Raw genomic sequence first — 22342 nt, forward strand, 5'->3', positions numbered from 1 at the left:
CTCCATTCTCCCCTTCCATCAGTAAGCCGGATGAACCATTTCGACTCTCGACGCCACCAGCCTAACTGACCTTTGGGGCAGACGAACTGCTTCATCCACACCTTTGCTCCATTCTCCCCTTCCGTCAGAAGGCCGGACGAACCTTCTCGACTCTCGACGATGCCAACCTAACTGACCTTTTGGGCAGACGAACTGCTTCGTTCACACCTTTGCTCCATTCTTCCCTTCCGTCAGAAGGCCGTACAACCTTCTCGACTCTCGACGCTACCAGCCTAGCTGACCTTTTGGGCAGACGAACTGCTTCATTCACACCTTTGCCCCACTCTCCCCTTCCATCAGAAAGCCGGACGAACCATTTCGACTCCCGACACTGCCAGTCAAACCGGCCTCTTGGGCGGACGAACTGCTTCATCCACACCTTTGCTCCATTCTCCCCTTCCATCAGGAGGCGGTATGCCCAATGATAACTCTCCGGACACTGCGAGGTTAGCTTCCATGCTGAGCAACCGGCTTCTTGGCATATGTATCTATACGAAACGGCATGTGCCTCCGCCTCGATGTTCCCCTTCCTGACTGTACGGGAGAATGGAGATAAGGACCGGACCATGAAGTCTTTTGTTATGGACAAGCATTTTTATTTTCAGTTCGTTTGAGGAGAAGGGGTTGCAGCTGTTCTGAATAGATGGGAGAGTGACGCAAAGGAGCACATAGATGTACCCTTTTCGGGAAGGTCACAGTGAGGACTCATTCTATAAGACAAAAAAAGAGTCCAGACCTACTCCTTTTCAGAAGGTCTGGACTCCCTGTCCTATAACATTTATTAGCTTACGCGTACATCTGCTCGCGCAACGCCTTAATTTCATCACTATTCAAATATTCGTCAAACGTCGTCACGCGATCGATGATACCGTTCGGTGTAATCTCGATAATGCGGTTCGCGATCGTCTGTACGAACTGATGGTCATGCGATGTAAACAGAATCGTTCCGTCGCAGTCGATAAGACCGTTGTTCAACGCCGTGATGGACTCGAGGTCCAAGTGGTTCGTCGGCTCATCCAAAATAAGCACGTTTGCACCGGTCATCATCATTTTCGACAGCATGCAGCGTACCTTTTCGCCCCCGGACAACACGCTTGCCTTCTTCAGTGCTTCTTCACCGGAGAATAGCATGCGGCCCAAAAATCCGCGCAGGAACGTTTCATCCTGATCCTTCGAATATTGGCGCAGCCAATCGACAAGGCTCGTCTCCACACCGTCAAAGTAGGCTGCGTTGTCTTTCGGGAAATAGGCCTGCGACGTGGTCACGCCCCAAGAATACGTACCTGCATCTGCTTCCAGCTCGCCCATAAGAATTTGGAACAACGTCGTCTTCGCCGCACTGTTCGGTCCGACCAACGCGATTTTGTCCCCTTTGTTAACGACCAAGTGAAGATTATCGAACGTTTTCTCGCCATCCACCGTCTTCGTCAAGCCTTCGATAGTCAGAAGCTGTTTGCCTGCTTCACGATCTGCTTTGAAGTTGATGAATGGATATTTGCGGCTCGATGGACGAATATCGTCAAGCGTAATCTTCTCGAGCATCTTCTTACGGGAAGTCGCTTGCTTCGACTTGGATGCGTTCGCGCTAAAGCGCTGAATGAACGCTTGCAGCTCTTTAATCTTCTCTTCCTTCTTCTTGTTCTGGTCGCGCATCATATGCTGGGCCAGTTGGCTTGACTCGTACCAGAAGTCGTAGTTGCCCACATAGAGCTGAATCTTGCCGAAGTCGATGTCCGCGATGTGCGTACATACTTTGTTCAAGAAATGGCGGTCATGGGATACGACGATAACAGTGCCTTCGTAATCCATCAAGAAGTTCTCCAACCAATTGATCGACTCCAAATCCAAATGGTTCGTCGGCTCATCCAGCAGCAGGATGTTCGGGCGGCCGAACAACGCTTGAGCAAGCAGGACACGAACCTTCTGGTTGCCTTCCAGCTCTGCCATCTTGTTGTCATGCATATTTTTCGGAATTCCAAGGCCAATCAGCATCTCTGCTGCATCTGCCTCCGCTTCCCAGCCGTTCAATTCCGCAAATTCCCCTTCGAGTTCGCCGGCACGCATGCCGTCTTCCTCGCTGAAATCCGCTTTGGCGTAGAGGGCGTCTTTTTCCTTCATAATATCGTACAGGCGTTGATGGCCTCTAATGACCGTCTCCAACACCGGGTATTCATCATACTCGTAATGGTTCTGCTTCAAGACCGACAGACGGTCTCCTGGTGTAATGTGCACCTCTCCATTGGTCGACTCGATCTCGCCGGACAATATTTTAAGAAATGTCGATTTCCCCGCACCGTTCGCGCCGATTAGGCCATAGCAGTTCCCGGGCGTAAACTTGATGTTCACGTCCTCGAACAGCGCGCGTTTGCCGTAGCGGAGCGTAACGCCGGTTGTACTAATCATGGCATTCCCGTCCTTTTAACTATAATGGTTTCAAACGGTTATTATAGCACACTTATCTGTATTTTGCGATTTTAACAGTATTTATCTGCACGACATCCACGATATTCGTCTATGTGTCTATATGTGCGTCTGTATGTGTTCCTCGATGTTGCATATATATCGCCGACTTCCTATCTACCATTTAGTGGATTATCCGTATATAATGTGATTATCTGATTTAGAAAGCGAGGGATGTAATATGGCAACAGCATATAACGTTCGGGAGGAACTGCTCGACGCCTAGCGCATCCGCAATTATGCAAACTTCGACGCTAGTGTCGTTGAACTGTATTCTGTTCCCGAACTTGACCGTGGCGCAATGTCGTTGGAAGGTGACCATGCAAGTTCATTCGACGCGGCCTCAGGCCGTAAACAAGGGAGAATACAGACTTGAATCAAGGAAAAAAACAACAGAATCTCAAGCAAGATCAATCGCAGGAAATCAACATCATTCATAACGAAACCATTCCATATACGGAAGCCGAAGAGTCAGATCAGGCTGACGGCGGCTTCCCGCAAGTGCAAGACGGCGGCTGCGCCGTGAAGGAGCTCTCCGAGCTTGGCTGGAATGACGCGTGGTCCGATACGTGGACACAGTGGCTCGATGGGCTTAACGAAGCGGTCGCCCGCCGTTTTGCCGGTGAGCTCGTGCCAGCGCGCGTGTCACTCGCGCACAAGCACCTGTACCGCGTCATTAGCGCGGACGGCGAATGGCTCGCCGAGCTGTCCGGACAAGCGCGCGCAGGCATGCTCACGCTGAGCGACTGGCCGTGCGTCGGCGACTGGGTCGCCATAGCGCCGCGCCAGGCGGAGGGCCGCGCGACGATTGCTGGCGTGCTGCCGCGCCGCAGCTTGTTCGCGCGCAAGGTCGCCGGCAACCGGCGGGACGCGCAGGTCGTCGCCGCGAACGCCGATGTGGCGCTGCTCGTCACAGCGATGACGAGCGACTTCGAGCCGCGGCGGCTGGAGCGCTACGCTGCGCTCGCGTGGGATAGCGGCGCCATGCCAGCCGTCGTGCTCACGAAGGCCGACGCGGCCGAGGACCCGGCTGCGTTCGCGGCGGAAGCGATGCGCACCGTCCCCGGCGCCGACGTCTTCGCGGTGTCGGCGCATACGGGCGCAGGCCTCGACCGCCTGCAAGCACTGCTGGCGCCCGGGACGACCGTCGTCCTCGTCGGCTCGTCCGGCGTCGGCAAGTCCACGCTCGCCAATGCCCTTGCAGGCGGAGAGCACATGGCAACGCAGACGGTGCGCGAGAGCGACGGCAAAGGCCGTCACACCACGACGCACCGCGAGCTGCTGCCGCTCTCCGGCGGCGCGTGGCTCATCGACACGCCCGGCATGCGCGAAGTCGGCATGATTGCCGTAGACGGCGGCAGCGGGCTGGCGCACACCTTCGAGGATATTGAAGCGCTGGCGTCAGACTGCCGCTTCTCCAATTGCTCCCACCGGCACGAGCCTGGCTGCGCCGTGCAGCAAGCCATCGCGCTAGGGGAATTAGAAGCGGAGCGCCTGAAGGGCTATCATAAGCTGCAGCGGGAAATCGCCTACATGCGCCGCTCGGAGGAAGCCCAACTCAAGCGTCAGCAAGCGAACAGCGTTAAGAAGCTGACGAAGACGTTCAACACTTCCAGCAAGCGGAGCTAAATCAATAAATCCAAGAGGAGTCGCATTGAATGCAAAAACATGCGCTCGTCATCGGTGGTCCAGGGATGCTCCAACAAGCATCCCTGGAGCCTGCCTCAAGCTGGAATACCGTCTCCTTTATCTATATAAGTTGAACTATTAATCTTCCAAAAATGATTATTTCCACGAAACTCATTCGCCCCAGATCCACTCTAGAAGAAAAGTAGGGCTGAAGGCGTGACCATACTTGTCCATGGCATCCCCCTCGTCTCATCCTGCATTGGATTTTATACAATGAATCAGCAGCCTATACCTCTTTACAGCAGGCTTCATTGGAGTTCGTCCAATGCTTTGACACTCATTCCGCAGCAATTGCTTAAAAACAGCCGGATCCACTTTTCCATCACTTTTCTGTTTCTAACACCCTGACATTCGAGAAGATACAGAATAATAAAAAAAAGAAACAACCTGCTACAGAGGCTGTTTCTTGAATAGCAATCGTATATTTTATTCATGCACTTATATTCTTGTGTGCATTTATATTCTTGCGTGCATTTATATTCTTGCGTGCATTTATATTCTTTCCTGCATTTACTCTCTAGCGTTGGCACGGCCCATATTATGCGACGCTTCTCTGTTCGGTGCGCTCGCTTCTGAAGGACTCCATGTCTCGCCAAGGCTCAGGAGCCGCACCCTATTGCGGTCCATATTCCGTCTGATCCGTTCGGCCTCCAAGCGGTCAAGCGCTTCCCTCGGCGTATCGTCCGCCAGCTTGAAGGCTCCGTAATGCATCGGGATCATTACCTTCGCCCTCACGTCCTCGAACACCTGCAGCGCTTCTTCCGGCGTAATATGCTGCGGCGACATGAACCATTCCGGCTCATACGCTCCTATCGGCAGCAAGGCTAGATCGATATCGAAGCGGTTGCCAATCAGCTCAAACCCCCGGAAATACCCGCTGTCCCCTGCAAAATAAATCGTGTTCTCCACCGCAGCAGCATTGTCGGCTCGCCCATTAGGCTCGAGCGGTTTTTCTGTCTGCAACCGCTCTATTACATAACCGCCCCAGTGTGAGCGATTCATATCCGTCAACGTTCTGCGCGTCCAATGCTGAGCCGGGACGAACGTGATGCGCACCGAGCCAAGAACGATGTCGTTCCACCAATCCAGCTCAATCGTCTGCGAGAACCCTTTACGCACCATTTTACTTCTCAGTCCTCCCGGAACGATTAACATCGTCTTCGGGTTCATAAGCCGCCGAATCGAGCTGAGATGCATATGATCATAGTGCGAGTGCGAGATGAGGATGACGTCTACCGGCGGTATGCGGTCAATCGGGATGCCGGGCGGGGCCAGCCGTTTCTCCATCGCCATGCTTTCGGCCCACACCGGATCCGTAACGATATTTAAACCACCGGTTTGGAGCAAAAAGGTCGAATGTCCTATCCAAGTGACAGTCGTGTCTGTCCGGTTGGCGTGCAGCCGGTCAAGCTCCGGTATCGCTTGCGGAACCACATAAGAATAATCCTTCTGTTTAAGCCGTACTTTTCGTTCGGCACGCCAGCGCCGAAATTGCTTCCATGCCTTTTCCGTTGTCACATCGTCCATATTGACATAATAGCGCTTCATAGCACCACCTCATTTGCAGAAAGTTCGGATAGAATGGCAAGGGGCTAATGTTCAGTCCCTTGTAGATGCGATGAAGTCAATTTCTTGTTCTAGCATACCAGAGTCAGACTTCCCCCAACAACTAAGCTCCAATCGTCCTGCAGCAATGGCTCAGCACCGTTTGAGCCATTATTCGACTATGGGTACTCCTGCTAATCCCTATCGTATTCAGCTAGCCTCTTGTTGTTGAAATTCGGTTGCCAATTTTCTGTTACGGGGCAGGACTACAGCAGCATTACGAATGAATCGACTTGCAGCTTGAACATATACCTGTATCTTATATTTATAACTCATTTTCTTACGTTCCATCCGTCTTTCTGCCAAATTGCATCCCGCTCCACTTCATTGTTCCTGCAGGTTCGTTGCGGTACAATATAGTCAAGACTACACATGCAGGAGGTGCCGTCAATGAAATTAATCACAATTGAACCAACGCCCAGCCCGAATTCGATGAAGCTTCATCTGGATGAGACGCTGCCAGCCGGCATTCGTCGAACCTATACGGAGGAGAACCGGCGCTCCGCCCCCGCCATCATCGGACGCTTGCTCGATATCGAGGGTGTGAAGAGCGTATTTCATACAGCTGACTTTATTGCGCTGGACCGCTTCGCCAATGCGGACTGGGCGCGCATCTTAGCGGATGTGCGCGATATCTTCGGTGAACCGCAAGCCGCTGAAGGACAAGAGGGCGACCTTGCATCATGGACATCCTTCGGGGAAGCTCAAGTGTATGTGCAATATTTCCGCGCCATTCCGATGCAAATTCGCGTGCAAGCGGATGGAAAAGAAGAGCGCGTCGGCCTGTCCGAGCGCTTCGTGCGCGCTGTGACGGAAGTCGCCAGCGCCACCTTGATTAAAGAGCGCAAGCTGAGCGACTACGGGATTCGCTATGGCGAGCTGCCCGATATCGCTCGTGAAGTGGAACAGGAGCTAGAGGCAGCCTATCCCGATGAGCGGCTCGATTCTCTGGTGCAGCAAGGAATTGCCGCCGGCAAAACGGACGTGCCATTCGTCGAAGAGCGCCGCGAATTAACAGATGAGGAATTGACCGAACGGATGCAGCATGAAGATTGGCGTGTGCGATACGCCGCTTTGGAACGGATGGAGCCTGTAGCGGAACGTTTGCCATTCATCGCGCAAGCTCTTCAAGACGGGCAAAGTCAGATTCGGCGTCTTGCCGTCGTCTATTTAGGCGAATTGAAGACAGCGGAATGCATGCCGCTGCTGTTCCAAGCCTTGAAGGATTCCTCGGTTAGCGTGCGCCGCACAGCGGGAGACACGTTGTCTGATATCGGCGATCCGTCCGCTATTGAGCCGATGATGGAAGCCATGAAGGACAAGAACAAGCTTGTCCGTTGGCGTGCAGCCCGCTTCTTGTACGAAGCCGGAGACGATCGGGCGCTGCCTGTGCTCGAAACGGCCGCTCAGGATGCGGAGTTCGAAGTCGCATTGCAGGCCCGCATCGCGATGGAGCGCATTCGTTCCGGAGAAGATGCCGTCGGCACTGTATGGCAGCAGATGGCCCGATTGCGTGAGCAGCAGCCTGAATAAAAACACCATCCTGCCTTAAGAAATAACATGTTCAAGTCTGTCCATTCGTTATAGAATCTAGAGACTGCTCAGCAATAGCCAGTCCTTTCAGACAGTTTCCGATACGGAAACTGTCTTTTTTTCGTGTACCTATTGTATCAAGTGTATCAAGTGATATAATACACTTTATACAAGAAAGGTTTTTGCGCGAGGAGGGTGCTCATTGAATGAAGTTCACATTGGTGGAATGCGCTTTGAGCTTGACTTAAGCAAGCCATTATATGAGCAAGTGTTAACTCAGATTCGAAGTTCGATTGCGAAGGGGGAGATTGCGTTGGGTGAGAAGATTCCTTCGGTCCGGGAGCTGGCGCAAGCGTTGAAGATAACGCCGAACACAGTGATGCGTGCTTACCAAGAGCTGGAGCGGGATCGATTGACCGAGACGCGCCGGGGACAAGGCACGTTCATCACGACGAATGCTGACACTGTGGAAACGATCCGAAATAACTTGGCGGAAGAAGCCGTACAGGAGTTTTTTGAGAAAATGCACAGCATAGGCTTTACATGGGATGATATTCAGCAATTGATTCGGCAAAAAGGAGGAAATCCCTCATGAGCGAAATCGCAATCCGGGCCGAGAATATAGTGAAGCGATACGGACAGAAGCGGGCATTGGACGATTTCACCATACACTTACCGCAAGAACGCGTTGTCGGTGTATTGGGATCGAACGGCGCTGGCAAATCGACCTTTTTTCGCATGATAGCCGGGTTGATACAGCCGGACCTTGGAACTATCGATGTGCTTGGACGCACGCCAGGATGGCAGACGAATCGAGATATCGCTTATTTGCCCGATCGGGCACGATGGTATGAAGGCCACACAGTCATGTTAGCTCTCGACTGGGCGGAACACCTTCTTCCCGGGTTCGAGCGTCAGCGGGCAGAATCGCTCATTTCATTCATGGGGTTGGACCCCGAGATGAAAGTTCACGGCATGTCGCGTGGGCAAGAAGCAAGACTGATGCTTACGATCTGCATGGCCCGCAGCGTGCCTCTATTATTGCTTGATGAGCCGTTTTCAGGCATCGATCTGTTGTCACGCGAACGCATTATTGAAGCGATTATAGACAATTTAAGTGACAATCGGCAGACCGTTCTCATCAGCACCCACGAGATTCACGAGTCGGAGAGTCTGTTTGATCACGTTGTCTTTATGGATAACGGTCAAGTGCTGCTGCACGGAGATGTCGAGATGCTGCGCGCGGAGCAGGGTTCCATGGAATCCATCTACCGCACACTGTACCGTTAGAGTCGGGAGGAATTGCATATGGATACAAATGCTTTACTTTATTTAGTGAAGGATGAATTGAAACGGCGCAAGAACAAAAAGGATCACGCCAAATGGTGGCTTTTCTATCTCGCCGCAGGGATTGTACTGCTCCTTGCCGTCACCGCTTATTTTGCTGACAAATTCCGGCCTATAGGATTGTTATTCTTCACCTTTGGCTTCCCCTATATGGCGTTCATTTTAACCTATAGCATGGTCAAGCGGGAATGGAAGAACGGCACGCTGGGTTGGTGGCTGTCGCTCCCCTATTCCCGCAGCACGCTCATTCTATCCAAGTATGCGGCTAGTCTCTGCGTCGTCTTTCTCATTTTCACCGCCGCTTGGCTCGCGACGCTCTTCTTTTACGTTTACGCGACGATCTGGCAAGGATCGTTTGAAGTAGCCGGCTTATTATCGTTTATGTCAGGTTCGTCCGTGTGGTATTTGTTCGTGTTCGCTGCCATTCCGTTCATGAACGCATTCGGTCTCTTTATTTTCATCGCTGGACAGTCGCGTCTCAAGCCGCTCACCCCGCTGCTCTGGATGATATATGGCTTATCAGGCAACGCGATATTTTGGTTGCCGCATGAATACTGGAACACACATATAGAAACAGGCTCGATTCCGTTCGGACCGTACGCGTTTGCGATCGCGGTGCCCATTTCAGTCGGTCTGGCCGTAATCTTACTGCTCTGCTCTACCGTCACGCTAAAAAAAGATGTCGTCCTGTAAATAAAGGAGAGGTTATTGATATGGAATATGCACTTCAGGTGTCTCAACTGCAAAAATCTTATGGGCAAAAGACCGCATTACACGGCATATCGTTTCAAGTCCGGACCGGGACCTGCTTCGGATTGCTTGGCCCGAACGGAGCGGGCAAATCAACAACGATGAAAATATTAGCCGGCATTCTTGCCCCTGACAGCGGCAGCGTTCACGTATTCGGCATCGATGCGGTCCAGCGCGCGGGGGATGTGCGCAAGGTCATCGGTTACGTCCCACAAAACATTACGTTGTATGAGAAGCTGAGCGCTTATGACAATCTGATCTTTTTCGGGGAAATGTACGGCTTGCAAGGAGCCACACTGAAGCAGAGAATATCGGAGGTGCTGGAACAGGTTGGTCTGCAAGACCGGGCCCGCGATGCGCTATCCACGTTCTCCGGCGGCATGATGCGGCGGGTCAATATGGCAGCGGCGCTGCTGCACCGCCCAAAGCTCATCATTCTCGACGAGCCGACCGTCGGCATCGATCCCCAGTCCCGCAATCATATATTTGAAATGATTCGGCAGTTGAATCAAGAAGGCGTGACCATCTTATATTCTACGCACTACATGGAGGAAGTCGAAGTGATGTGCGAGGATGTGGCCATTATCGACCATGGTTCCGTCATCGCCAATGGTTCATTACACGAGCTGCTGGCGCAGTACGGAACGCAATCGGTATATGTGGAGACAGATGGCGCTGCCGCGCCGGATCTGGCGTCTGTGCCGGGTACATCGGCCCCTCATGGAAGCGGTTGGAAGATCGAAACCGACGACGTGCTGCGTACGATGCGCAGCGTGTCGGATGCATGCCTGCAGTCGCACTGTGCCGTCGCCCGGCTGGAAGTCGTCCGCCCTTCACTTGAAACGGTATTCTTGAATTTAACGGGCACATCGCTGCGGGATGCTTAAAGATAACAAGACTGCTGATTCGAGTTCGCAAAGTGAACTTTTACGCACCAAGAAGGTGGCAAACACCCGAAATGTTTAGGAGGATTGTATCGTGATTAAAAGCATAGCTCGCAAAGAAATCCGATTGTTGTTGAAAGAAAAAGGCACCTTCTTCTGGCTGCTTGTTCTACCGATTCTATTCATCGTCTTATTCGCATCCGTCTTCGGCAGCGCCGGCAGTTCAACTATCAAAGTACAATATCTTGACATGGATCATACCGCGGCGTCCAAGGAGCTGCTGCAGTCGATCGAGCGTATAGACGGATTCGAATTGAAGACCGACTCTACGCTCTCGCTAGAGAAGCAGATCGCCAGCATCCGTGACGGCAAACTGTCCGCGTTGCTCGTTCTGCCGCAAGGATTCGAAGCGAACTTGCAATCGGGCACCGGTCCAGCTGAAGTAACACTGTATCGGGATGAAACGGCCAACTCCTCCGTAGCTCCGATTCAAGCCGTGCTGCACAATATCGCTGGCAGCTACCGGGATGCGAACATTGCGCAAGCCCTGGCGTCATCGGGCATGAATGAGGCGAAGCTGAAGCAGGTTCTCACGCCGCCGATTCACGTTGCGGAGAAGACCGAAAATGTAATACCTTTCGATATGATCAGCCAAGTCGTGCCGGGCTACACGGTGATGTTCGTCTTCTTCGTCATTATTTCGATGACTCGCCGCTTCATCTCCGACAAAGATACTGGAATGACAGCAAGGCTCTCCAGCACGCCGATGCGTCCGCTCAGCTATCTCATCGGCATGTGGATTCCATATCTGCTCGTCGTCATCTTTCAATGCGCAGTCCTGCTTTCCTTCGGACACTTCGTATATGGCCTGGAGCTCGGCGACATGTTGTCCGTCATTATTATCATTCTGGCGCTGGCCTTTTGCGTCACTGGATTGGGGCTTGCCTTGTCGGTCTTTGCGAAGAGCGAGAATCAAGGCATCGCATTCACCCAGCTCATTGCAATGGGCGGAGCCGTCATCGGCGGACTATGGTTCCCCACGGAAATGATGCCGAAATTCATGCAGACCATCGGCCATTTCACCCCCCAATATTGGGCGCAGCAAGGCTTGAAGAGTGTTATTCTGCATGGCGCTCACTTGCAGGATATATGGCTCAACGTGCTTATACTGCTTGCTTTTGCTGTCGTCGCTCTGCTTATCGCAATGCTGCAATTCCCACGGTTTATGCGGCAGGCGGCTCATTAACCCTGCTAACGAACAGCCCCTCTTCCGGCATCGAAAGAGGGGCTGTTGTCTGTTAATGTATCAGAACCTTCATTTCACTATACTCCAGTGGAAAGTGGCAAGCTACTTGTCTGTCGGACGATACTATTTGCAGTTCCGGCGCTACCTTCCGGCACTGCTCCTGCGCAAATGAGCAGCGCGGATGGAAACGGCAGCCGGACGGCGGATTGGCCGGTGAAGGCACGTCTCCCTGCAGCACGATTCGTTCCTTCTTCCGATGCGGAGTTGGCCTCGGGATTGCAGACAGCAGCGCTGCCGTATAAGGGTGCAGCGGATTCGCGAACAGCTCCTCCGTACGCGCTACCTCGACCAGTTTGCCCAAGTACATGACCCCTACGCGATCGGAGATGTGCCGGACCACATTCAGACCGTGGGCGATGAACAAGAACGTCAGCCCGAGTTCCTTCTGCAGCTTCATAAGCAGGTTCAGCACTTGCGATTGAACCGAGACATCCAGGGCGGAGACGGCTTCGTCCGCTACGATGAAGCGCGGATTCAGGGCAATCGCCCGGGCGATGCCGATACGTTGGCGCTGTCCGCCAGAGAATTCATGCGGATAGCGGTTGCGTCTGGACGCATCCAGTCCGACCAGCTCCATTAATTCGACGACCTTCTTATCTATATCATTGGCTGATGCGCGCTGATGGACACGCAAGGGCTCTCCGATAATGTCACGGACTTGAAAGCGCGGGTTCAAAGATCCGAACGGATCTTGAAAAATAATTTGCATATCCTGCCGCAGCCGCCGCAGTTGCTGAGAATTCATGGCTTGTACATTTTTCCCGTCAAAGAAGACCTCCCCGCTCGTCGCCCTCTGCAAATGAAGGACGACTCTGCCGAGCGTCGACTTGCCGCAGCCGGATTCGCCCACTAGTCCGAACGTCTCGCCCTCGTATATACCTAACGTAATATCGTCAACCGCCTTCACATGACCGACGACCCGATTGAACAGCCCTGTCTTAATCGGAAAGTACTTTTTCAAGTGGCGAATATCGATAAAATAGGATTCATTCATGCGCGCTTCACCTCGGATTCCTTGTCATCTCCGCCAAGTCCGCCGCCGGAATCATACAACCAGCAGGCCGCTTGGTGATCCGGTCTGAATTCACGGAGCAAAGGCTCCGCTTGCCGGCACTTCTCCTCTGCCTTCGCGCAGCGCGGGTGGAAACGGCAGCCCGACGGCAATTGATTGATTCCCGGAATGGTGCCGGGTATCGTGTACAATTCTTCTCCGCGCGCTCCTTCCAATCCGGGAATGGACTTCAGCAGTCCGATGGTATACGGATGGCTCGGATGATCGAATATTTCCCCTACCGTGCCCTCCTCAACGATCTTGCCAGCATACATGACCGCGATGCGGTCAGCCATCTCGGCGGCTACGCCCATATCGTGGGTGATTAGCACAATGGCCATGCCCAGTTCCTGCTGCAAGCGCTGCAGCAGATCAAGAATTTGGGCCTGTACGGTGACGTCCAGGGCCGTAGTTGGTTCGTCGGCGATAAGAAGCTCGGGCTTGCATATGAGCGCCATCGCGATGACGACTCGCTGCCGCATGCCGCCGGACAACTCGTGCGGATACTGCTTGGCCCTTAATTCCGGGTCGGGAATGCCGACCATGCGGAGCATATCGACAGCCTGCCGCCACGCCTCTTTGCGACTCACCCCGCGATGCAGCCGCAAGCTCTCCGCGATCTGATCGCCGACCGAGAACACCGGATTGAGCGCAGACATCGGATCCTGGAAGATCATCGCAATCCGGTTGCCGCGAATACGGATCATTTCTTTTTGACTCATAGAAGCCAATTCTTCGCCGCTAAAACCAATGCTGCCTTCAAAAATCGCACCGCCGGCATAATCTACCAACCGCATGATCGAGAGGGATGCAACGCTTTTGCCGCTGCCGGACTCTCCCACGATGCAAAGGGTCTTCCCTTTCTCTACAGAAAGCGTAATCCGGTCAGTCGCTTTGGCGATTCCTTGCTCCGTCACAAAGCCCGAAGTCAGATTCCGGATTTCGAGAAGTTTTTCCGCCATTCCTGCAACCTCCTCCGGGGTATTCTCACTTTTTTGCTTGGGTCGAAAGCGTCCCGTATGCCATCACCGATGAAGTTGACGGCCAACACGACAATCAGGATGCATAATCCCGGATAGATCGCCTGCAACGGATCGACCAGCATGAATTCCTGAGCGCTGCTAAGCATCAGTCCCCAGCTCGTTTCGGGCGCCTGCACCCCCAGGCCGAGATAAGACAATGCCGATTCGGCAAGAATTGCACCGCCCACCATCAGCGTCGCGCTGACGATAATCGGCGCGGTCGTGTTGCGAAGCAGATGTCTTCCGATAATTCCCCAGCTGGACACGCCAATCGCCTTGGCGGCTTCCACGTACTGCATTTCCCTCAACTGCAGGAAGTTGCCCCGCACGAGGCGTGCCGTCCCCATCCAACTGGTAGAGGCCATAATGAATATCATGTAGCTGAACTTGGAACCGAATATGGACAGCACAAGAATGTTGAGAAACAAAGTCGGCACGGAGTACATGACGTCTACTAGACGCATGAAAAACGTGTCGATCCATCCTCCGAAGTAGCCAGACACAGCGCCAATTAACGAACCGATCACAACAGTAATGATGGCGACGGAAAAACCGACGAGAAGCGAGACTTGACTGCTGTATATTAAGCGCGACAGCACATCCCTGCCCAATTCATCCGTTCCGAACAAGTGCTTTTCACTGCCGGCAGGCAAATTCGCATTGATCAAGTCTATGGCAGCTGGATCGAATGGTGCGATGACACGGGCAAATAAAGCAATAATAATAAAGAACAGCAGGACGACAAGCCCAACTACGGCAAACGGATTGCTCATGAATTTTTTGAATGCCGTCTTCCAAATCCCAATCGGTTTATCCGACAATCTTTCTACAGGCGGCTCTAACTTCGGTTCGGAACCAGGAGTGGGCTTGTGTCGCTTCCTTTGCAGCTTCGTTACACTCATGCCGATGCCCCTCCCTTGCGCGCCAACTGAACCCGGGGATCGATGAGCGCATACAAAATGTCAGCCAGCAGGTTGCCGATGATGACGATAACGGCCGTAATGAGCGTAATGGCCATCAATACCGAGTATTCCCGCGCCAAGGCCATTTCCACGAAGAGACGTCCCATGCCCGGCCAGTTGAACACATTTTCCGTTATGGCCGCTCCGGACACGAGAATGGCCAAATCCGAGCCGAGGATGGTGACGATCGGAATCATCGCATTGCGCAAGGCATGTCTATAAATGACTCGTTTCTCTTTCATGCCCTTGGACCTGGCCGTGCGGATATAATCCTGATTAAGCACCTCCAGCATGCTTGAACGGGAGAACTTCACATAGGAAGCCAAGAAACCTAGCGTCAACACCGTAACGGGCAAAATCAAGTGCATAAATAAATCCCCGATCTGACCTTCCTTGCCCATCGTATACATATCGGACAGCGGAAGCAGGTCTAACTCTAATGCGAACAGTTCCTGCAGCAGTATCCCGAACCAGAATGTAGGCATGGCGAAACCAAGATAAGAAATGAATGAGGCGGTCTGATCAGAGAGTCCGTATTCAACGGTACTATTGTATATGCCCCATGGAATCGCTATCAAAAGCGAGAACAACCATGCAACGCTCATGAGAATGAGCGTATTTTGCATAGTCGGCCATAAGATCTCCCCTACGGGAAGATTGTTCTTGAACGTATGTCCCAAGTCGCCCTGCAGCAGACTGCCCATCCAACGCATATATTGAACCGGTATTGGCTGGTCCAAGCCAAGATTCTTCGCTTGGATCTGCGCTGCTTCCTGCGACAGTCCCGGTGACAGAAACACTTGCGTAGGCCCGCCTGGAGCCGCATGAATGAGCACAAACGTAATAATGGATACGAGAAAGAGCACCAGTACGGACTGCAGTATCCGCCGGATTAAATATTCGGTCATTTATTATCCTCCTAAGCTTGAAGGGGAAGGGGCAAGCTCCCCTTCCCCTTCACCGGTGTTGTTTAGCTGTATCCGTTACGTCATTCAACCCACCAATTAATCATGCGGTACATGTATCCGTAAGCGAGCGACGGCTCCGGCTTATCTTCCTCGGCGAAGTTGACTCGCGGCCCGATTCCTTGCGGCGTGCCATACTGGTACATGAAAATGTAAGGAAGATCGGTGGAGATTTCTTTGCCTACTTCCTCGTAAATCTTCTTGCGCTCGCTCTGTTCAACTACGGAATAGCCCTTTACCCACAATTCATCCAGCTTCTCATTCTTATACCAGCCGCTGTTCTGACCGGCAGGAGGATAATATTTCGAAGAGAACGTGCTTTCTCCGTTCGGATCCGGATCAGTCAATGACCATGCCATCAAGATGGCTTGGTATTTGCCCGTGTTCAAATGCTGATCGACCCAAGCGGCGAAGTCGATGCCCTTCGTCTTCACTTCAATGCCGACATCCTTCAAATTTTGCTGCACAATGGAAGAGATCTGTTCACGACGGCTGTTGCCGGCGTTATACTGAAGCTCGAAGGAGAAACGTTTGCCGTCCTTGGTCAGAATGTCGTCGGATCCAAGCGTCCAACCGTCTTCCGCCAGCAATTGCTTCGCCTTCTCTGCATCATAGTTATAGTTGACGGCCGCTTCACCCGGGTCCGCCCATGAACCAGGCAGGAACGGGGCGTTCATGAGCTTGCCAGTCCCTTTCAACACGTTATCGACCATGCCTAGACGGTTCAACGCATGAGCGATTGCCTGTCTCGTCTTCTGGCCCTCGAACAGACTGAAGTTGTCCGGGAAGTTCTTCGGATCGAAGTTAAAGCCCAGATACTCATAACTTGGGCCCGGCGCCAGAACGACACGGAGGTTATCCCGCTTCTCTACTGCCGCCAATTGCGTAACAGGGATGGCTGATACCGTGTCGACATCACCCTTGATGAGCGCCTGAACCTCTGTATTTTGATCGGCATATATTTTATAGATGACTTTTGCAATATGAGGCTTCTTGGCTCCCCAATAATTCGGGTCTGCATCGACGCTTATATGCTGCTTCTGCTTCCATTCGGACCACTTCCATGGACCATTCGTTACAGTCTTGGCCGGATCCGTTCCGTATGCGTGCTGCTTCAATTCCTTAGGTGGCACATCTTTGAGTATATGACTAGGAGCAAGTGTGAGGATAAGGGAGTATATGAATGGTGCATAGACTTGTTTCAGTTGAATCTTAGCGGTATGTTCGTCGACCTTCTCGATGGAGTCCACCTTATCGTATGCGCTTATTCCCGGCGATCCGACCTCCGGATTGCGGGTGGCATTAATGGTGAAGATGATGTCATCTGCCGTAACCGGCGTGCCATCGGTCCACTTCGCCTCCGGCTTCAGCTTGACGGTATACGTCTTGCCATCTTCGCTAATCTGAGGTGGTTCTGCAGCAAGCGACCATGGCTCCGCTACGACATTGGCTTCGCGATCGAGATTATACAATTGCGCTAATATAAGCTTGGATACGTCTCCCGAAGAGGTGTCGCTCTGAAACACGGGGTTGACAGTCACGATGTCTGAGAAGGTGCCCATTGTAAGGGTTCCCCCGTCTTTCGGCGTCTTTGTTGTGTTTTCCTTCGCTGGTTCCGTCTGTGATGTATTCTCTGACGGTGTCGGTTCTTCTTTAGGTGGATTCGTCGCGGTGTTAGAACCACCGCACGCTGATAACAGCGTTCCAATAAGTACCATAATCAGCAATAAAGACATCCTCTTCTTTTTTACCACATTGTATCCCCTTTCATCTTTTCAAATATTTTGTGAAGGATATATTTACCTTTTCATTCTATCATCACGGCATATGCAATTGTAGTAAAATGATGGGAATTACTCTGTGCATTATCAAATATTTTCTAAAGATTGGATAAAGAATTCATGGATGGGCATTAGAGAACCTCTATCAGAAGATGAGCGCCCGAGCTTAGAGTCAGATTTTGTTTGTCGTTAATGTACCATCTGTCAAATAGTAAAGCATTGACTCTGTGACTCTGCATCACTAACGAAATGATTCGTTTATGCAATGGCACGATCAGATTGACGATGATTCGCTTCATCATCCTCTTTGCTTCATTCTCCCCATCATTCAGGAGGCGGCAGTCCAATGACAACTCTGGGTCACTGCCATCACGTTCGGCCGCTTCATGGCATGGTATCTATACGAAACGGCATGTACCTTAACTCCATATTTTTCTTCCTGATTGTATGGGAGAATGAGGGGAAGGGCCATTGTACGGAATCTTGGCAACATATTAACGTTTCAAAGGGAAGAGGAGGCTGCCATTCTGTGTGAAAGGAGGAGTGAGGCAAGAAATGAAACTGGGCACACCTTTTTCGGGAAAGGTAACGTGACGATTCAAGGCGAAACACTTCTTCTATCCCCGTTTTTTATCGATTCTTCGTTTTAGCGCCTCACCGAGCTGCTTAAACATTCCTTACTGACAACAAAAGAGCGGCCATGGAATGCCGCTCTTCTTCAGTACGTTTTCAATGATGGCTCTGTATCCATATGCTGCTGCATTCGCAATTCGTCCGTGTCCGTGTACACATCTGCGTCCAGGTCCTTGAACTGGGTATGGTACAGCGCAGCGTACAAGCCATCTTGCTGCAGCAGCTGCTCGTGGCGTCCCCGCTCCACGATGCGGCCCTCTTCAAGCACGAGAATCTGCTCGGCCGCCAGAATGGTCGACAAGCGGTGCGCAATGACGACCGTCGTTCGTCCATGCATCAATTCCGCCAACGCGACTTGCACATACGCTTCGGACTCTGAATCGAGATGTGAGGTTGCTTCGTCCAGAATTAAGACTCGCGGATTTTTCAGAACGGCACGCGCAATCGACAGACGTTGACGCTCTCCGCCGGATAACCGATGGCCTCGTTCCCCTACGATCGTGTCGTAGCCCTGCGGCAAGCTCATAATCATGTCATGAATATATGCTTTGCGGCAAGCTTCCTCCAATTCTTCCTGCGATGCCCCCTCCTTCGCGAAGCGCAGATTATCAGCCACGGAAGCATGGAACAGGAATGATTCCTGTGTTACATACGCCACTTGCGCCCTAAGCGATGCCATCGTTACTTCCCGTACGTCATGACCGTCGATGAGCACGGACCCTTCCGTCACGTCATACAGGCGTCCGATCAGATTGATGAGCGTCGATTTTCCAGCCCCGCTCGGCCCGACCAGCGCCACCACTTCGCCAGGCGAAGCATGGAACGTGACATCATACAGCACTTCGCCGCCGTCTCCGTAGCTGAAGCTGACATGTTGGAATTGTATCTCTCCCTGCACCGCTGACAGCTCTGCGGCCTTCGGCTGATCCGTCACATCCGGCTCCATATCCAAATAGTCGAATATGCGCTGAAATACCCCCAGCGCGGTCACCACTTCCACATGCAAATTCAGCAAGGTGCCGAACGGCTGATACAGCCGGGATAAATAAGCCGCAAATGCGACAATTGCCCCAATCGTCATTGAGCCGTTAATGACCTCGTAACCGCCATACATATAGATAACGGCCGTCCCGAGCGGACCTAGCGTCGACACGAACATGAAGAACCAGCGGCCGACTAAGTTAAGCCGAACTTCCAGGTTCTGCACCTGGCGATTTTGCTCCGCGAATCTTGCTTCCTGCGCTTTCTCGCGCCCGAAGATGCGTGTGAGCATCGCCCCCGATACGCCGAACACTTCGCCAAGCTGTGAGGACATATCGGCGCGCACCTTCTGCGTATTGACACGGAGCTGCTTGCGGTAACGCGATACTTTGCGTACGGGAATCATCGATAATGGCAATATAAATATCGCAATTAAGGCAAGCTTCCAATCGAGCGTGAACAAGATGCCGATCGTCGTCAATACGATGACGACTTGTGTAAGCGACGAAACCGCGACGTTCGTGACCACATTCTGAATGGCTGCGACGTCATCGGTGACGCGCTGAATCACTTCGCCTGAACGAGAGGCCGTAAAGAAGCCCACGGATTGCCGCTGAAGGTTGCGGAACAGTCCTTGCCGCAGATCCGCCATAATACTTTGCGTAACCTGCGTATTCAAGTGGCTTTGCAGCACCCCGAGCATGCCGCTTACAAGCGGCAGTCCGACGAGCCACACTGCCAAAGTAAGCAATTGATGCGTATTTTTATCCGGTATCGCTTCATCAATAATCCGCTGCATCACAAGCGGTGGCAGCAGACCGATGACGGCGGCCGTTAGCGCTAACAGTATAATCAGTGCCAAGCGGGGCCAATAGCTCCGGAACAGCGCCCATATCCGCTTAAGTGATACGTCCTTCACCTCCACTCGCTTCGGCGTTCCTTGCCGTTCATTGATTCGCATCCCGTTTCCATTCCATCCTTGACGCATAGGCAGTTCTCCTTTTCATTCTTGTTCCTAGCATTGTCATACGATTAGCAATATTTGATATTGATTGGACTGACTGCTTTCTCTATACTTAATAGATATATTGTAACAATGATGCTAGTCATCTTCATAGTGCAAAAAATCCTCATCCTATCCATGATGAGGTAGAGGTTGCGATTGTTATTAGTATCTTCGTCAAGGCGGGAAGCGCCGATGAAGCGAAGAGAAAGGAACAGTCGCCGAAGTTCACGCTGCCCGCTTCCAGGGCGTGGGTTGGGGCTGTCGCCGAAAGGCGCTGCACTGTCATGCGGAGATTACCCATTCTCGCATGATGCGCTATCTTTGGAAGGGTATGATGAGGGGACGGCCTAACGGCCTAACCGTTTGAACGTTATACGCTTCAACGGTTTTTTTGTTGTTCTCTCCTCCTTTCCGGCTATACTACACAAAGATACCAAAGGAGTGAAAGCGGACGTCATGAGTCAAGAACAAAATCAACAGCAGCTGCGCAGAAGTCTGAAGACGCGCCATCTGACAATGATCGCGCTTGGGGGCTCGATCGGTACCGGATTGTTTCTCGCGAGCGGTGGCGCTATAGCCCAAGCAGGTCCGGGGGGCGCGCTCGTCGCGTATATTTCCGTTGGCATTATGGTGTACTTCCTAATGACGAGCTTGGGGGAGTTGGCTACATATATGCCAGATTCCGGCTCGTTCAGCACGTATGCCACCCGTTACGTCGATCCGGCTTTCGGATTCGCGCTCGGCTGGAACTTCTGGTTCAACTGGGCGATTACGATCGCATCCGAGTTGGTCGCAGCAACGCTTATTATTAAATATTGGTATCCCGAGAGCAATTCGTTTATATGGAGCTTATTGTTCTTGAGCATCATTTTTCTATTGAATTTTTTATCCGTCAAAGGATACGGAGAATCGGAGTATTGGTTCGCCATTATAAAAATTACGACCGTCATCATCTTCCTCGTCGTCGGTATTTTAATGATTTTCGGCATCTTGGGCAGCGAGCGCATCGGCTTTGAAAATTTCCATGTTGGTGACGCGCCGTTCCACGGCGGATTTTTCGCCATTCTCGGCGTCTTTATGGCGGCAGGTTACTCGTTCCAAGGGACGGAGCTCGTCGGCGTCGCAGCTGGAGAGAGCGAGAACCCGCGCGAGAGCGTTCCGCGCGCCATCCGTCAGGTGTTTTGGCGTATATTGCTCTTTTACGTCTTGGCGATTTTCGTCATTGCGTTAATTATTCCGTATACGCACCCGAGCTTGCTTGCCAGCGATTTGAACAATATTAACACGAGCCCGTTCACGCTTGTGTTCGAGAGAGCTGGCTTCGCCTTCGCGGCGGCGGTCATGAATGCCGTCATTCTCTCGTCCGTGCTCTCAGCCGGCAACTCCGGCATGTATGCGTCCACGCGCGTGCTGTGGGTGCTGGCGAAGGAAGGCAAGGCGCCGAAGTTCCTCGCGAAGCTGAACAAGCGCGGCATTCCGATCAATGCGCTGCTCTTGACAACTGCCGTCGGGATGCTCGCCTTTCTTGCCAGTTTCTTCGGAGACGGCGTCGTCTACTTGTGGCTCCTGAACGCGTCCGGCATGTGCGGCTTCATCGCTTGGCTCGGCATTGCCGTCAGCCATTACCGCTTCCGGCGCGCCTTCGTCAAGCAAGGCCACGATCTGAAGGAGCTGCCTTACAGAGCCCGCTTTTTCCCGTTTGGACCGGTATTCGCATTTACGCTTTGTATGATCGTTATTCTCGGTCAGAACTATCAAGCGTTTATAGGCCATACGATTGATTGGAAAGGTCTTCTCATGACATACATCGGGCTGCCGCTCTTCTTAGCAATATGGCTCGGTTATAAATGGAAGCACCGCACGAAGGTCATTCCACTTGAGGAATGCAAATTCGACCATAAATAAGGAGCTTCCTCATCATGAAGCGAGTCCGCACCAGACCCGTTGCGCGCCATACCATAGGCAGCGTGGCAAGTCGGGTGCGGGCTTTTTTATTTGCGGCAAACTTTCAATGAAAAGCTATTAGTGGCAAGCTTCAAGCGAAATTGCTGTAATCCGCCCAAACGGTGCACTCTCAGCTCGCAATAGTTCTGTTATAACCGCTATGTAGCGGCTGTGCAGGACGGCATGGCGTCACGCGTGGAGCATGTGCGTTAGTGGCGCATTCGCTTTCAGTGTGTTCGTACATGCAGTATGGTCGCACATACAGTATGTTCAGCACATGCAGTGTGGTCGCACATGCTGCACGGTCGCACATGTTGTGTGGTCAGCACACGCGGCACGGTCGCACATGTTGTGTGGTCAGCACACGCGGCACGGTCGCACATG

The 22342-nt window shown here is 52.4% G+C and carries 17 protein-coding genes and 1 riboswitch; of the genes, 8 read left to right on the forward strand and 9 right to left on the reverse strand.

Translation table 11 applies throughout. From position 1 onward, the window contains the following. Window positions 1-124: 124 nt before the first annotated feature. Window positions 125-412: a hypothetical protein gene (locus A372_RS0102270; protein WP_157259390.1), complete on the reverse strand. Its 288-nt coding sequence runs from the start codon at window positions 410-412 to the stop codon at window positions 125-127. Window positions 413-825: 413 nt separating this feature from the next. After that, the gene (locus A372_RS0102275; protein ID WP_019419223.1) at window positions 826-2442 is read right to left on the reverse strand and encodes an ABC-F family ATP-binding cassette domain-containing protein; all 1617 of its coding nucleotides are present in this window, start codon (window positions 2440-2442) and stop codon (window positions 826-828) included. Window positions 2443-2871: 429 nt separating this feature from the next. On the opposite strand from A372_RS0102275, the gene rsgA reads away from it, so the two are divergent. Then, window positions 2872-4128 carry a ribosome small subunit-dependent GTPase A gene (rsgA, locus tag A372_RS0102280; protein WP_019419224.1) on the forward strand — a complete coding sequence of 419 codons (1257 nt, stop codon included), beginning with the start codon at window positions 2872-2874 and terminating at the stop codon, window positions 4126-4128. Window positions 4129-4698: 570 nt separating this feature from the next. Here the strand turns inward: rsgA and A372_RS0102290 are convergent. After that, complete coding sequence (locus A372_RS0102290; protein ID WP_019419226.1) at window positions 4699-5736, reverse strand: MBL fold metallo-hydrolase; 1038 nt, start codon at window positions 5734-5736, stop codon at window positions 4699-4701. A gap of 447 nt (window positions 5737-6183) precedes the next feature. On the opposite strand from A372_RS0102290, the gene A372_RS0102295 reads away from it, so the two are divergent. The 6 genes from A372_RS0102295 to A372_RS0102320 all read left to right on the forward strand — a co-directional run bounded on the left by A372_RS0102295 (window position 6184) and on the right by A372_RS0102320 (window position 11553). Beyond that, window positions 6184-7326 carry a virulence factor gene (locus A372_RS0102295; protein ID WP_019419227.1) on the forward strand — a complete coding sequence of 381 codons (1143 nt, stop codon included), beginning with the start codon at window positions 6184-6186 and terminating at the stop codon, window positions 7324-7326. A 202-nt stretch (window positions 7327-7528) separates the two neighbouring features. After that, entirely contained in the window at window positions 7529-7921 is a 393-nt protein-coding gene (locus A372_RS0102300; RefSeq protein ID WP_019419228.1) for a GntR family transcriptional regulator, read from the forward strand. Next, window positions 7918-8616, forward strand: coding sequence for an ABC transporter ATP-binding protein (locus A372_RS0102305; protein ID WP_019419229.1), 699 nt, complete (start codon window positions 7918-7920; stop codon window positions 8614-8616). The genes A372_RS0102300 and A372_RS0102305 overlap by 4 nt, the downstream gene beginning before the upstream one ends. 18 nt (window positions 8617-8634) lie before the next feature. After that, window positions 8635-9366 carry an ABC transporter permease subunit gene (locus tag A372_RS0102310; RefSeq protein ID WP_019419230.1) on the forward strand — a complete coding sequence of 244 codons (732 nt, stop codon included), beginning with the start codon at window positions 8635-8637 and terminating at the stop codon, window positions 9364-9366. 20 nt (window positions 9367-9386) lie between these two features. Continuing rightward, window positions 9387-10310, forward strand: coding sequence for an ABC transporter ATP-binding protein (locus A372_RS0102315; protein ID WP_019419231.1), 924 nt, complete (start codon window positions 9387-9389; stop codon window positions 10308-10310). Between the two features lie 91 nt (window positions 10311-10401). Next, the gene (locus tag A372_RS0102320) at window positions 10402-11553 is read left to right on the forward strand and encodes an ABC transporter permease (RefSeq protein ID WP_019419232.1); all 1152 of its coding nucleotides are present in this window, start codon (window positions 10402-10404) and stop codon (window positions 11551-11553) included. Window positions 11554-11605: 52 nt separating this feature from the next. On the opposite strand, the gene A372_RS0102325 is transcribed toward A372_RS0102320, so the two are convergent. From A372_RS0102325 to A372_RS0102360, 6 genes are all read right to left on the reverse strand, one after another. Further along, entirely contained in the window at window positions 11606-12607 is a 1002-nt protein-coding gene (locus tag A372_RS0102325) for an ABC transporter ATP-binding protein (protein WP_019419233.1), read from the reverse strand. Next, window positions 12604-13626 (reverse strand): ABC transporter ATP-binding protein, encoded by a 1023-nt coding sequence (locus A372_RS0102330; protein WP_019419234.1) that lies wholly within the window; start codon window positions 13624-13626, stop codon window positions 12604-12606. Before A372_RS0102330 ends, A372_RS0102325 begins: the two co-directional genes overlap by 4 nt. Then, a complete protein-coding gene (locus A372_RS0102335) occupies window positions 13593-14588 on the reverse strand; it encodes an ABC transporter permease (RefSeq protein WP_019419235.1) in 996 nt (331 codons plus the stop codon). Before A372_RS0102335 ends, A372_RS0102330 begins: the two co-directional genes overlap by 34 nt. Beyond that, window positions 14585-15556, reverse strand: a complete 972-nt coding sequence (locus A372_RS0102340; RefSeq protein WP_019419236.1) for an ABC transporter permease — start codon at window positions 15554-15556, stop codon at window positions 14585-14587. Before A372_RS0102340 ends, A372_RS0102335 begins: the two co-directional genes overlap by 4 nt. An 80-nt stretch (window positions 15557-15636) precedes the next feature. Beyond that, window positions 15637-17349: an ABC transporter substrate-binding protein gene (locus tag A372_RS0102345; RefSeq protein WP_036703033.1), complete on the reverse strand. Its 1713-nt coding sequence runs from the start codon at window positions 17347-17349 to the stop codon at window positions 15637-15639. A 763-nt stretch (window positions 17350-18112) separates the two neighbouring features. Next, complete coding sequence (locus tag A372_RS0102360) at window positions 18113-19996, reverse strand: ABC transporter ATP-binding protein (RefSeq protein WP_019419240.1); 1884 nt, start codon at window positions 19994-19996, stop codon at window positions 18113-18115. A gap of 154 nt (window positions 19997-20150) precedes the next feature. After that, window positions 20151-20340: riboswitch (Lysine riboswitch) on the forward strand. 130 nt (window positions 20341-20470) lie between these two features. Between A372_RS0102360 and A372_RS0102365 the strand changes: the two genes are divergently transcribed. Further along, complete coding sequence (locus A372_RS0102365; RefSeq protein WP_019419241.1) at window positions 20471-21919, forward strand: amino acid permease; 1449 nt, start codon at window positions 20471-20473, stop codon at window positions 21917-21919. The last annotated feature ends 423 nt before the right edge of the window (window positions 21920-22342 follow it).

The sequence above is a fragment of the Paenibacillus sp. OSY-SE genome (assembly GCF_000283315.1).
Lineage (GTDB): Bacteria > Bacillota > Bacilli > Paenibacillales > Paenibacillaceae > Paenibacillus_B > Paenibacillus_B profundus.